This is a genomic window from Streptomyces sp. BBFR2 (genome assembly GCF_044497305.1).
Taxonomy (GTDB): Bacteria; Actinomycetota; Actinomycetes; order Streptomycetales; family Streptomycetaceae; genus Streptomyces.
On record NZ_CP172415.1, the window covers coordinates 1,894,713 to 1,907,981 of the forward strand.

Consider the following 13,269-nt stretch of genomic DNA (forward strand, 5'->3'; position numbering starts at 1 on the left):
TGAACTCACCTGCGAAAACGGCACGTTGGGCGCCGCTTCCGGATCTCCGGGGGCGGCGCCCGCTCCCGTTGTGCGGATCGCGGGGCGAACCCTACCGACGAGTTTCGGCCAACCTGCTCTCAGCGTCCTGACATGAACGCGTTCGGAATGGCAATGTTCCCGACGCACGTCACACCCGCATCGCTTTGCACCCCCACCACTTGGCAAAGTTGAAGGAGCACGCGTGACCCCCCGCATATCCCGTAAGGCCCGCATCACCGGAACTGCCGTCGTCGCCGCCGCGGCCCTCGTCGCCGGCGTCGCCGCCACGGCGGGCGCCTCGACCGCCCCGACCGCCGCCCCGAGCGGCGCGCCGGTCGCCCTCACCGTCTCGCACCGCGCCGAGATGATCCGCGACGCGAGCGCCCTCACCGCGCAGACCGCGAAGGACCTGGGCCTGGGCGCCCAGGAGAAGCTGGTCGTCAAGGACGTCATCAAGGACGCCGACGGCACCGTCCACACCCGCTACGACCGCACCTTCGCCGGTCTGCCGGTGCTCGGTGGCGACATGGTCGTGCACCGCGCCAAGGACGGCTCCATCAAGAGCACCACCAAGTCGACCGAGAAGACCATCAAGGTCGCCTCCCTGACGCCGAAGATCGCCGCGGGCGCCGCCGCGAAGACCGCGCAGGGCACCGCCGCCAAGTCCATCAGCGCCAAGCAGACCGGCGCGCAGGCCGCGAAGAAGGTCGTCTGGGCCGCCTCCGGCTCGCCCGTCCTGGCGTACGACACCGTCGTCAAGGGCGTGAAGAAGGACGGCACCCCGAGCCGGATGCACGTCATCACCGACGCCAACACCGGCAAGAAGCTCTTCCAGTACGACGACATCCGTACCGGCAAGGGCGAGAGCGAGTTCAGCGGCACCGTTGAGCTCGGCACCACCAAGGAGGGCAGCGGCTTCTCGCTGACCGACGGTGAGCGCGGTGGCCACAAGACCACCAACCTGGAGAACGCCGAGGACGGCGACGGCAAGCTCTTCACCGACGAGGACGACAACTGGGGCACCGGCAAGCCGGACGACCCGCAGACCGCCGCCGTCGACGCGCACTACGGTGCCGCCGAGACCTGGGACTACTACAAGGAGGTGCACGGCCGCTCCGGTATCAAGGGTGACGGCAAGGGCGCCTTCTCCCGCGTCCACTACGGCGACAACTACGTCAACGCCTTCTGGGACGACAGCTGCTTCTGCATGACGTACGGCGACGGTGAGGGCAACAAGGCCCCGCTGACCGCCATCGACGTCGCGGCCCACGAGATGTCGCACGGTGTCACCTCCGCCACCGCCAACCTCACCTACAGCGGTGAGTCCGGCGGTCTGAACGAGGGCACCTCCGACATCTTCGGCACCTCGGTCGAGTTCTACGCGAACAACAAGACCGACCCGGGTGACTACCTCATCGGCGAGAAGATCGACATCAACGGCGACGGCACGCCGCTGCGCTACATGGACAAGCCGTCCAAGGACGGTCAGTCGCAGGACAACTGGGACTCCAGCACCGGTGGCCTGGACCCGCACTACTCGTCGGGTGTCGCCAACCACTTCTTCTACCTGCTGTCCGAGGGCAGCGGTGCCAAGGAGATCGGTGGCGTCAAGTACGACAGCCCGACCGCCGACGGCTCCAAGGTCGAGGGCATCGGCCGGGACAAGGCCGAGAAGATCTGGTTCAAGGCCCTGACCGAGTACATGACCTCGAACACCGACTACAAGGCGGCCCGCGAGGCCACCGTCAAGGCCGCGACCGACCTGTACAAGGCCGGCAGCCCCGAGGTCAAGGGTGTCGAGGCCGCCTGGAACGGCGTCGCCGTCAAGTAACGCACCACGCCGGGCGCCGTACGACGCGGCGCCCGGCACCGCACCGGCCCGCCCGGGACCCCTGTGACGTGTCCCCGGGAACGGCCGGCGCCCCGAGAACGGCGGAACGGCCGGGGATCCTCTTCCCCGGCCGTTCCGCCGTTCCCGCGTTCCCGGCGTTCCCCGCGTTCCTGATGCTCCGGCCGTTCCACCGTTCCTGACGTGCCGCGTTCCAGCCGTTCCTGACGTGCCCGCGTTCCAGCCGTTCCGTCGTTCCTGACGTCCCCGCGTCTCTGACGTGCCCGCGTTCCGGTCGTTCCACCGCTCCCGTATTCCAGCCGGTCCGGCGTTCCCGCCGTTCCGGCATCTCCGCCGTTCCACCGTTCCGCGTTCCGGCGCTCCCGCCGTTCCGGCATCTCCGCCGTTCCACCCCTCGCCGCGCCGCTCCGGGCCACCTCGGGCCGCCCCGCCGCGCGGTGCGCGGTCGCGGGCCGATCGGCTCCGCTCCGGCCGCCAACCGGGTGAAGGCGGCAGGCCCCCCGCCCCTCGCACACCGGCTCCCCCAGGGGAACGGATAGAAAGGAGAAATTCCGGCAAAACCTGACGATTCTCTGGTGAGCCCATGATCGGTCGTATCCCTGTCCTGGACATCCGCCCCCGGCTCGACGACGGCCGCCCCGCGAAGGCGGTGACGGGCGAGAGCTTCGACGTCTCGGCCACCGTCTTCCGCGAGGGCCACGGCGCCGTCGCCGCTCATGTCGTACTGACCGATCCGGCGGGTCGCAGCGGCCCGCCGGCCCCGATGGCCGAACTCCACCCGGGCACCGACCGCTTCACCGCCGAGGTCACCCCCGACGCCGAGGGCCGCTGGACGTACACCGTCGAGGCGTGGGCCGACCCCGTCACCACCTGGCGCCGCGCCGCCGCCGCGAAGCTCCCCGCCGCACCGGACCTCGAACTCACCCTTCACGAAGGCGCCGACCTGCTGGAACGCGCCGCCGACGGCGTCCCCAAGAAGGCCGGGCGGGAGGCGGTGCTCGCCGCCGCCGACGCACTGCGCGACGCCACCGCGCCGCCCGCCGACCGCCTCGCCGCCGCCACCGCCCCCGCCGTCACCGACGCGCTCGCCCGCCACCCGCTGCGCGATCTGCTCACCGTCGCGGACCCGCTGCCGCTCCTCGTCGAACGCCGCCGCGCGCTGTACGGATCGTGGTACGAGCTGTTCCCGCGCTCCGAGGGCGCCACCGCGCGGCCGGACGGGACGCTGGTCAGCGGCACCCTGCGCACCGCCGCCGAGCGGCTGCCGGCCGTCGCCGCGATGGGGTTCGACGTGGTCTACCTCCCGCCCGTCCACCCCATCGGCATCACCCACCGCAAGGGGCCCAACAACTCCCTGACCGCCGGGCCGCACGACGTGGGCTCCCCCTGGGCCATCGGTTCGGCCGCCGGCGGCCATGACGCGCTCCACCCGGACCTCGGCACCTTCGAGGACTTCGACCACTTCGTGCGCACCGCCCGTGACCTGCGGATGGAGGTCGCCCTCGACTTCGCGCTCCAGTGCTCGCCCGACCACCCCTGGCTCACCCGGCACCCGGAGTGGTTCCGCCACCGGGCCGACGGGTCGATCGCCTGCGCCGAGAACCCGCCCAAGACGTATCAGGACATCCATCCGCTCGACTTCGACACCGACTTCCCGGGGCTGGTCCGCGAGACCGAGCGGCTGCTGCGCTTCTGGATGGACAAGGGGGTGCGGATCTTCCGGGTCGACAATCCGCACACCAAACCGGTGCACTTCTGGGAGGCGGTGATCGGCGCCGTGGGCCGCACCGACCCCGACGTCGTCTTCCTCGCCGAGGCGTTCACCCGCCCCGCGATGGTCCACGCGCTGGCCCGCGCCGGGTTCCAGCAGTCGTACACGTACTTCACCTGGCGGAACACCAAGCGGGAGCTGACCGAGTACCTCACCGAACTCTCCGGCGAGAGCGCCGCGTATCTGCGGCCCAACCTCTTCGTCAACACCCCGGACATCCTGCACGGCTACCTCCAGAGCGGCGGGCGCCCCGCCTTCGCCGTCCGCGCGGTGCTGGCCGCCACCCTCTCCCCCACCTGGGGCGTCTACGCGGGCTACGAGCTGTACGAGGACCGGCCCGCGGAGCCGGGCAGCGAGGAGTACCTCGACTCGGAGAAGTACCAACTGCGGCCGCGCGACTGGGCGGCCGCCGCCCGGGACGGCGACAGCCTCGCGCCGCTGCTCACCACGCTCAACCGGATCCGCCGCCGGCACCCGGCCCTTCAGCAACTGCGGCGGCTGCATTTCCATCACACCGACAACGACGCGGTCCTCGCCTATTCCAAACGCGCGGGCCGCGATCACGGCGCCGATACCGTCCTGACCGTGGTGAACCTTGATCCACACCACACCCAGGAGGCCACGGTCTCGTTGGACATGCCGGAACTCGGCCTCGGCCGGGACGATTCCTTCCCGGTGCGCGACGAGCTCACCGGCGACACCTACCACTGGGGCAGGGACAACTATGTACGGCTCGATCCGGGCCAGTCGCCCGCGCCCGCGCACGTACTGTCCCTGCGACCGTCCTCACCGATCGGAGGGTCACCCAATTGATCGTCAACGAGCCCGTGCACGACACGTTCGAGGACACACCGGAAAAGGACCGTGATCCGGACTGGTTCAAACGCGCCGTCTTCTACGAGGTCCTGGTCCGTTCCTTCCAGGACAGCAACGGAGACGGTGTCGGCGACCTCAAGGGCCTCACCTCGCGGCTCGATTATCTGCAATGGCTGGGCGTGGACTGCCTCTGGCTCCCGCCGTTCTTCAAGTCACCGCTACGGGACGGCGGTTACGACGTCGCCGACTACACCGCGGTGCTCGAAGAATTCGGCGACCTCGCCGATTTCGTGGAATTCGTCGACGCCGCCCACCAGCGCGGTATGCGGGTCATCATCGACATGGTGATGAACCACACCAGCGACCAGCACCCGTGGTTCCAGTCCTCCCGCGCCGATCCCGAAGGTCCGTACGGCGATTACTACGTCTGGGCGGACGACGACAAGCAGTACGCCGACGCGCGCATCATCTTCGTCGACACCGAGGCGTCCAACTGGACCTTCGACCCGGTGCGCAAGCAGTACTACTGGCACCGCTTCTTCTCCCACCAGCCGGACCTCAACTACGAGAACCCGGCGGTGCAGGAGGAGATGATCTCCGCGCTGCGGTTCTGGCTGGACCTGGGAATCGACGGCTTCCGGCTGGACGCGGTGCCGTACCTCTACGCCGAGGAGGGCACCACCTGCGAGAACCTGCCGCGCTCGCACGCCTTCCTCAAGCGGGTCCGCGCCGAGATCGACGCGCATTACCCGGACACCGTGCTGCTGGCGGAGGCGAATCAGTGGCCCGAGGACGTCGTCGACTACTTCGGCGATTACGGCAGCGGCGGCGATGAATGCCATATGGCGTTCCATTTCCCCGTCATGCCGCGCATCTTCATGGCGGTACGCCGCGAATCGCGCTATCCGGTCTCGGAAATCCTCGCCAAGACCCCGGCGATCCCGTCCGGCTGCCAGTGGGGCATCTTCCTGCGGAACCACGACGAGCTGACCCTCGAAATGGTCACCGACGAAGAGCGCGACTACATGTACGCGGAGTACGCCAAGGACCCGCGTATGCGGGCCAATATCGGTATCCGCCGCCGCCTCGCCCCGCTCCTCGACAACGACCGCAACCAGATCGAACTCTTCACCGCCCTGCTGCTCTCCCTGCCGGGCTCGCCGATTCTCTACTACGGCGACGAGATCGGCATGGGGGACAACATCTGGCTCGGCGACCGCGACGCGGTCCGCACCCCGATGCAGTGGACCCCGGACCGCAATGCGGGATTCTCCTCCTGCGACCCCGGGCGGCTCACCCTGCCGACCATCATGGACCCGGTCCACGGCTATCAGGTCACCAATGTCGAAGCCGCGATGAGTTCCCCTTCGTCGCTGCTGCACTGGACCCGCCGGATGATCGAGATCCGGAAACAGAATCCGGCGTTCGGACTCGGCAGCTACACCGAACTCCCCTCCAGCAATCCGGCGGTTCTCGCCTTTCTGCGGGCCGCACCCGGCGAGAACGGCGCGGACGACGATCTCGTCCTGTGCGTCCACAATTTCTCGCGCTTCGCCCAGCCGACGGAGTTGGATCTGACGGAATTCGCCGGACGCCATCCGGTGGAACTCATCGGCGGCGTGCATTTCCCGCCGATCGGCGCGCAGCCGTATCCGCTGACGCTGGCGGGCCACGGCTTCTACTGGTTCCGGCTGCGCCGCAACGCGGTCTGAGGCAGGACGGGGCCGGGCGGCAGCCCGGCGCACGGGCGCGGCGGCGCCCCGGCGGCGCAGCGGCGTGACCCGCCCGGCGCGTTCCGTACGGGCCCGCCGCCGGGGCTCCCTCCGGGGTCCGTCCGGGCGTACGCCGCCCGCGTCGCCACCCGGAGAACGCGACATTCCTGGACACTTTGCACGACCTGTCGAGTGCCCCGGGAAAGGACGCGCCCCATGCCGGACCCCGCCTCGACCGGTGCTCCGCCCGGATCCGGCGGGCCGCCGCCCGCCGCCGCGCCCGGTCTGCTGTCCTCGCTCGCGCCGCTGCTCGCCGACTGGCTGCCCACACGGCGGTGGTTCGCCGGGCACGGGCGGCTGATCACCGGCTTCACCCTGCTCTCCGCGACCGAGCTGCTGCCCCGCGCCGCCGACGGACCGCCCGGCCTGCTCCATCTGCTGATCCGCGTGGCGCAGGCCACGACGCCGGCGGCCGGTGCGCCGCCCGGAGGTGACTGCTACCAACTGCTGCTGGGGGTGGGCCGGGAGCTGCCGCCGCGGCTGGCGCCCGCACTGATCGGCCGCCCGGCCGGCGGCCCGCTGCGCGGCCACGCCGTCCACGACGCGCTGCTCGACGGGCGCCTGTGCGGGCTGCTGCTGGAGCGGCTGCGGCTGCCGGGCCGTATCGGGGCGCTGGACTTCCACCGGGAGGCGGGCACCGCGATCCCGCCCCGGCTGTCCGGCCGGCCGCTCGCCGCGGAGCAGTCCCACACCTCCCTGGTCTACGGCGAGACGCTGATCCTGAAGGTCTTCCGGCAGGTCACGCCGGGGCTCAACCCGGATCTGGAGCTGTCGCGCGCGCTGGCCGGGGCGGGGTGCCCGCGGGTGCCCGCGCCCGTCGCGTGGTTCGAGGCCCGCCCGCCGGGCGGCGGCGAGCCGACGACGCTGGGTGTGCTCCAGCCGTTCCTGCCGGGCTGCGCCGACGGCTGGCACCTGGCGCGGGCGGCGCTGACCGGGCGCGCCGACTTCACCGTCCCGGCGCGGTCCCTGGGCCGGGCCACCGCGGAGGTGCACACCGCGCTCGCGCGGGCGCTGCCCACGGCGGCGCTGCGCCGTCCGCAACTGGAGTCCATCGCGGCGGGGATGCGCGCCCGGCTGGAGACCACCGCCCGTGCGGTGCCCGTCCTGCGGCCGTACCGCACCGGACTGCGCGCCGCGTTCGACGCGCTCGCCGCCGCCGGGCGGGGCGGCGGAAGCTGGCCCGCGCAGCGCATCCACGGCGATCTGCACCTGGGGCAGACGCTCCGTCCGGCCCGGGGCCCCGGCCGCTGGTCGCTGATCGACTTCGAGGGGGAACCGGCCCGTCCGCTGGCCGAGCGGCGCCGCCCGCAGCCCGCGGTCCGCGATGTCGCGGCGATGCTCCGCTCCTTCGACTACGCGGCCCGCAGCGGCCCCTCGGGCGGCGACACCTGGTCCCTGGAGTGGGCGCGCCGCACCCGGGAGGCGTACTGCCGCGGCTACGCGGAGGGCGGTGGCCCCGACCCGTGCACGGCCCCGGAACTGCTGCGCGCCTACGAGACCGACAAGGCCGTCTACGAGGTCCTGTACGAGGCCCGGCACCGCCCCGACTGGCTGCCGGTACCGATGGCCGCGGTACGGCGGCTGGCCGGCGGCGGGTGAGGCCCCGGCCGGGGCGGGCGCCGGGGCTCGTGCCCCTGGGCGCCCCGCCCCGGCGAGGTGGCACGCCGGAGCCCCACGCCCGTGGGCACCGCCGAACGTCCCCGGGGCGCCCGGCCGGGACGCCTCTCCGGCGCGCCGGGACCTCGCGTCCGTGGGCACCGCCGGGGACCCGTGCCCGCAGGAGCCGCCGGGGCCTCGTGCCGCCCGCGACGCCGTGTCCGCGCAGGTCACCGGCGTGCCGTTGCCGGGTCCCGCGGCCCCCGTCCCGCCCCCCGTCCCCCGTCATCCGTCCGACGCCGTACCCAGGAGGCCGCCCATGACCGTCCGTCCGCCGACCCGCCACGCCGACCCCGCGCCGCCGGTCACCGTCCAGGAGGCGACCGGTGACGCCGCCGCGCCGGACGCGGAACCCGTGTCGCGGGCCCGGCCCCCGGCGCCACCCGGCGCGCCCGGTCCCGCAGACGCCGCACCGGAGCCGGTCACCGGTGCGGCGGCAGACCGCGCCGACGTGGCCGAGCCGCCCGCCGGTGCGCCCGGCCCTGCGGTACGGGCCGCGGACCCCCTCCCCGACGGGGAACGCGCCCGGCTGCTGACCGGTGCCCACCACGATCCGCACGCCGTGCTCGGGGCGCGGCCGGTGCCCGGCGGGGTGCTCTTCCGGGTGCTGCGGCCGTACGCCCGGGAGGTCGCCGTCGTCACCGGGGAGCGGCGGGCCGTGCTGCGGCCCGAGGGGGACGGACTGTTCGCCGGGGTGCTGCCGCTGGACGCCGTCCCCGCGTACGCACTGCGGGTGGGATATCCGGACGCGGATCTGACGGTCCGCGATCCGTACGGTTTCCTCCCGGCGCTGGGCGAGCCGGATCTGCGGCTGCTGGGCGAGGGGCGGCACGAGGAGCTGTGGCGGGCGCTCGGCGCCCGCGTCCTGACGCATCAGGGCGCCACCGGCACCCGCTTCACCGTCTGGGCGCCGAACGCGCGCGGGGTGCGCGTCCTCGGGGACTTCAACCACTGGGACGGCACCGCCTTCCCGATGCGCTCGCTGGGCGCCTCGGGGGTGTGGGAGCTGTTCCTGCCCGGTGTCGGCGCGGGTGAGCTGTACAAGTTCGAGATCACCCGGCCGGACGGTTCGCACACGCTGCGCGCCGACCCGATGGCCCGGCGCACGGAGTGCCCGCCGGCCACCGCCTCGGTCATCGACGTCACGCACCACGAGTGGCGGGACGGTGCCTGGATGGCCGCGCGCGGCGCCCGCCCGCCGCACACCGTGCCGTTCTCCGTCTACGAGGTGCACCTGCCGTCCTGGCGCCCCGGGCTGACGTACCGTCAGCTCGCCGGGCAGTTGCCCGCGTACGTCCAGGACCTCGGCTTCACACATGTGGAGTTCATGCCGCCGGCCGAGCACCCCTTCGGCGGCTCCTGGGGCTACCAGGTCACCGGCTACTACGCGCCGACCGCCCGGATGGGCACGCCGGACGACTTCCGGTATCTCGTCGACGCGCTGCACCGCGCCGGGATCGGGGTGCTGATCGACTGGGTGCCCGCGCACTTCCCCCGCGACGACTGGGCGCTGGCGGAGTTCGACGGGCGGCCGCTGTACGAGCACCCGGACCCGGAGCGGGCCGCGCACCCGGACTGGGGGACGCTGGAGTTCGACTACGGGCGGGCCGAGGTCCGCGCCTTCCTCGTCGCCAACGCGGTCTACTGGTGCGAGGAGTTCCACATCGACGGGCTGCGGGTGGACGCCGTCGCGTCGATGCTCTATCTCGACTACTCGCGGGCGCCGGGCAGTTGGACGCCGAACGTCCACGGCGGGCGGGAGAACCTCGACGCCGTCGCCTTCCTCCAGCAACTGAACGCCACCTTGCACCGCCGCTGCCCCGGCGTGGTCACCGTCGCCGAGGAGTCCACCGCCTGGGAGGGCGTCACCCGCGCCGCCGACGAGCCGGGGCAGAGCGGTCCGGGCGGGCTGGGTTTCGACCTGAAGTGGAACATGGGCTGGATGCACGACTCCCTCGGGTACGCCGTCAAGGAGCCGGTGCACCGCCGCCACCACCACGGCGAGATGACCTTCCCGATGGTCTACGCGTACGCCGAGAACTATCTGCTGCCGATCTCGCACGACGAGGTGGTGCACGGCAAACGGTCGCTGGTCTCCAAGATGCCGGGCGACTGGTGGCAGCGGCGCGCCACCCACCGCGCCTACCTCGGCCACATGTGGGCCCATCCCGGCAAGCAGCTCCTCTTCATGGGCCAGGAATTCGCCCAGGGCGCGGAGTGGGCCGAACGGCACGGCCCGGACTGGTGGCTGCTGGATCCGTCGTACGCGGCGGAGGCGGACCACCGCGGGGTGCGGGATCTGGTGCGCGAGCTGAACCGGGGCTACGCGGCGGCGCCCGCACTGTGGGAGCGGGACGCCGATCCGGCGGGCTTCGCGTGGATCGACGCGGACGCCGCCGAGGACAACGTCTTCGCCTTCCTGCGCTTCGCCGCCGACGGCTCCCCGCTGCTGGCCGTCGCCCACTACTCCCCCGTGGTCCGCGAGGGCTACCGGCTCGGCGTCCCGGACACCGCCGCCACCTGGCGCGAGGTCCTGAACACCGACGCCGCCCGCTACGGCGGCGGCGGGGTCGGCAACCCCGGCCCGCTGACCCCGGAGCCGGTGCCCGCGCACGGGAGGGAGACCTCGCTCAGCGTCACCCTGCCGCCGCTGGCGACGCTCTGGCTGCGCCCGGGGTGAGGGATACGGCGGGCGGACGGAGCACGGCGGACCGGTGCGGGGCGGGACGGAGCGCGGCGGGACGGTGCGAGGCGGACCCGCGGCGGACGCCCCCGGGCACCGCCGGCGCCGGGCCGCCCCGCACACCGTGGCCCCGGCGCCCCGGCCGGGCCCCGCCCCCGCTCCGCTCAGACCCGCTCGGCGGCCGGTCCGAGTGCGGCCCGCAGTCCGGCGACCGAGGCGCGCCACTGCGGTCCGGCGTCCGACTCGTCCCACAGCTCGGCCAGCTCGGAATCGGGGGCGAGCACCCGGTCCAGGGCGCGGACGGCGAGGCCGGTCAACTCGGGCGACGGCTGCGGTATGACACAGCGCGGGACGGACACCGCCGCACCCCCGCACCCGACGGCATCGGGCGCACCGGCGCCGCCCGAACCCGCCGCCCCGGCCGCACCCGCCCCGGCCCCGGCCCCGGCGTCCCCGGCCGGACCCGCACCCGCCGTACCGGCGCAGAACTCGCCCGCACCGCCCGGCGTCGTACCGCCCGCGTCCGGCCGGGCGGCGGCCAGCAGGGCGGCGGCGGCCACCGCCGTCTCACCCTCCGGCGCGTCCAGGTACCAGCGCTCCTCGACGGCGTCGGCCAGCGCCGTGCGTACCGCGAAGAGGCGGCGGTTCTCCGGCAGCGCGCCCAGCCGCACCACGAGGTCCGCCGCGGCGTCGCCACCGAACGGACCCGTCCCCCATGTGCCCATGCCCCGCTCCTCGTCCACCGGCGGCCGGTGCACCACCGGCCGCGCTCAACCCGTCCCCCGCATGGTGCCGCACCCCACTGACAACGGCCGTCCGGCGAACGCGCGACAAGGCCGGAAGACGGCACACCGCCCCGCATATCCGCAGGTGGGAAGGGAGCGAGAGAGAAAAGGAGCGGAGCGGAAAACCCCGTACGGGGCGAGTGCCCGAAGGCACCCGCCCCGTACGGCGGTGGAACACGGCGCGGACGGCCCCGCGCCACGCGGACGGCGCCAGGGAAAGGGGGGAACCGCACCCTCACGTGGCACGCCCGGCCCGGGAACCGCGCCGCCGCACGGCACGCCCGGCACCGTCACCCGGCGACGGGGCCCGCGCCACCGACCGGCCCCGACCGGCCCCGCTCGACCCCGGCGGACCCGCTCGACCCCGGCGGACCCGCTCGGCCCCGGCGGGTCCCACTCGCCCCCGGCGGACGCCCTCGGACCGGACGCCCTCAGACCCCGGCGGGCTCCTTCGTCCCGTCGTCCGCGCGCGGGGCGTCGTCGGCGGGGGCGGGGGCGCCGTGGTCGTCGGTGAGGGTCGCCTCGTCGAAGGGGAGGCGGCCGGCGAGGACCTCGCCCACCCGGCCCTTGTCGATCTCCTTGGTCCAGGTGCCGATGAGGACCGTGGCGACGGCGTTGCCGGCGAAGTTGGTGAGCGCCCGCGCCTCGCTCATGAAGCGGTCGATGCCGACGATCAGGCCGACGCCGTCGACCAGTTCGGGGCGGTGCGACTGGAGGCCGCCGGCGAGGGTGGCCAGGCCCGCGCCGGTGACGCCGGCGGCTCCCTTCGACGCGATGATCATGAAGACGAGGAGGGAGATCTGCTGCCCCAGGGCGAGCGGCTGCCCCATCGCCTCGGCGACGAACAGCGCGGACATCGTCAGGTAGATGGCGGTGCCGTCGAGGTTGAAGCTGTAGCCGGTCGGGACGGTGATGCCGACCACCGGCTTGCTGACGCCCAGGTGCTCCATCTTGGCGATCAGCCGCGGCAGCGCCGACTCCGAGGAGGAGGTGGACAGGATCAGCAGGAACTCCCGCGCGAGGTACTTCAGCAGCAGGAAGATGTTCACCTTGGCGAAGAGGCGCAGCAGCGTGCCCAGGACGACGATCACGAAGAGCAGGCAGGTGACGTAGAAGCCGACCATGATCACGGCGAGCGACTTCAGCGCGTCCACACCGGTCTCGCCGACCACCGCGGCGATGGCGCCGAAGGCACCGACCGGCGCCACCCACATGATCATCGACAGCACGCGGAAGATCAGCTTCTGCAGGTGCCCGACGCCGCGCAGCACCGGCTCGCCCGCCTTGCCCAGCGACTGCAGACCGAAGCCGACGAGCAGCGCGACCAGCAGCGTCTGGAGAACCTCGCCCTGGGTGAAGGCGGAGACCAGCGTCTTCGGGATCATGCCGAGGAGGAAGTCGGCGGTGGACTCGCCGCCGCCCTCGGTCTGCGCCTGGCCCGCGTGGCGGACCGTCTCGGTCAGGTGCAGCCCCGAACCGGGCTCCAGGATGTTGCCGACGACCAGACCGATGGCGAGGGCGACGGTGGACATCACCATGAAGTAGCCGAGGGCGAGACCGCCGACCGCGCCGACCTTGGCCGCCTTGCGGACCGAACCGACGCCCAGCACGATCGTGCAGAAGATGACCGGCGAGATCATCATCTTGATGAGGTTCACGAACCCGGTGCCGAGCGGCTTCAGCTCGACGGCGACCCCGGGGGCGATGAAGCCCACGGCGATACCGAGCAGCACCGCGGCGATCACGGCGATGTACAGGAAATGCGTCCGGTCCCGCTTCTTCGGCGCGCTCTCCCCGGTGGTACCGCCGGACGGCGGCGTCTTTGCAGCCACGGCTGCCTCCTCGCTCTACGGTTGCGCGCGGATCTGCGGCTCGGGCGCAACGAATCCCGGCGACTATGCACCCCACGTGTGGCG

7 protein-coding genes are annotated in these 13,269 nt (G+C 72.9%); 5 read left to right on the top strand and 2 right to left on the bottom strand.

Annotation, left to right across the window (positions count from 1 at the left end; translation table 11 throughout):
- The first annotated feature begins 223 nt into the window (after window positions 1-223).
- The 5 genes from ACGH2B_RS06830 to glgB all read left to right on the top strand — a co-directional run bounded on the left by ACGH2B_RS06830 (window position 224) and on the right by glgB (window position 10,565).
- A complete protein-coding gene (locus tag ACGH2B_RS06830; RefSeq protein WP_399085621.1) occupies window positions 224-1,852 on the top strand; it encodes a M4 family metallopeptidase in 1,629 nt (542 codons plus the stop codon).
- Between the two features lie 601 nt (window positions 1,853-2,453).
- Window positions 2,454-4,454: an alpha-1,4-glucan--maltose-1-phosphate maltosyltransferase gene (locus tag ACGH2B_RS06835; RefSeq protein ID WP_399085624.1), complete on the top strand. Its 2,001-nt coding sequence runs from the start codon at window positions 2,454-2,456 to the stop codon at window positions 4,452-4,454.
- On the top strand, window positions 4,451-6,169 hold the full coding sequence (gene treS / locus ACGH2B_RS06840; protein ID WP_399085627.1) for a maltose alpha-D-glucosyltransferase: 1,719 nt from the start codon (window positions 4,451-4,453) through the stop codon (window positions 6,167-6,169). The genes ACGH2B_RS06835 and treS overlap by 4 nt, the downstream gene beginning before the upstream one ends.
- A 216-nt stretch (window positions 6,170-6,385) precedes the next feature.
- The gene (locus tag ACGH2B_RS06845) at window positions 6,386-7,828 is read left to right on the top strand and encodes a maltokinase (protein ID WP_399085630.1); all 1,443 of its coding nucleotides are present in this window, start codon (window positions 6,386-6,388) and stop codon (window positions 7,826-7,828) included.
- A 316-nt stretch (window positions 7,829-8,144) separates the two neighbouring features.
- Window positions 8,145-10,565: a 1,4-alpha-glucan branching enzyme gene (gene glgB / locus ACGH2B_RS06850; protein ID WP_399085633.1), complete on the top strand. Its 2,421-nt coding sequence runs from the start codon at window positions 8,145-8,147 to the stop codon at window positions 10,563-10,565.
- Between the two features lie 167 nt (window positions 10,566-10,732).
- Here glgB and ACGH2B_RS06855 read toward each other — a convergent pair whose 3' ends face one another.
- Entirely contained in the window at window positions 10,733-11,293 is a 561-nt protein-coding gene (locus ACGH2B_RS06855) for a DUF4259 domain-containing protein (RefSeq protein ID WP_399085636.1), read from the bottom strand.
- A gap of 491 nt (window positions 11,294-11,784) precedes the next feature.
- The gene (locus ACGH2B_RS06860) at window positions 11,785-13,185 is read right to left on the bottom strand and encodes a cation:dicarboxylate symporter family transporter (protein ID WP_399085639.1); all 1,401 of its coding nucleotides are present in this window, start codon (window positions 13,183-13,185) and stop codon (window positions 11,785-11,787) included.
- Between the last annotated feature and the right edge of the window lie 84 nt (window positions 13,186-13,269).

Bases quoted from the DNA above. Each gene is read 5' to 3' on its own strand.
- ACGH2B_RS06835 (WP_399085624.1), top strand. From the start codon at position 2,454: ATGATCGGTCGTATCCCTGTCCTGGACATCCGCCCCCGGCTCGACGAC.
- ACGH2B_RS06845 (WP_399085630.1), top strand. From the start codon at position 6,386: ATGCCGGACCCCGCCTCGACCGGTGCTCCGCCCGGATCCGGCGGGCCG.
- glgB (WP_399085633.1), top strand. From the start codon at position 8,145: ATGACCGTCCGTCCGCCGACCCGCCACGCCGACCCCGCGCCGCCGGTC.
- ACGH2B_RS06855 (WP_399085636.1), bottom strand. From the start codon at position 11,293: ATGGGCACATGGGGGACGGGTCCGTTCGGTGGCGACGCCGCGGCGGAC.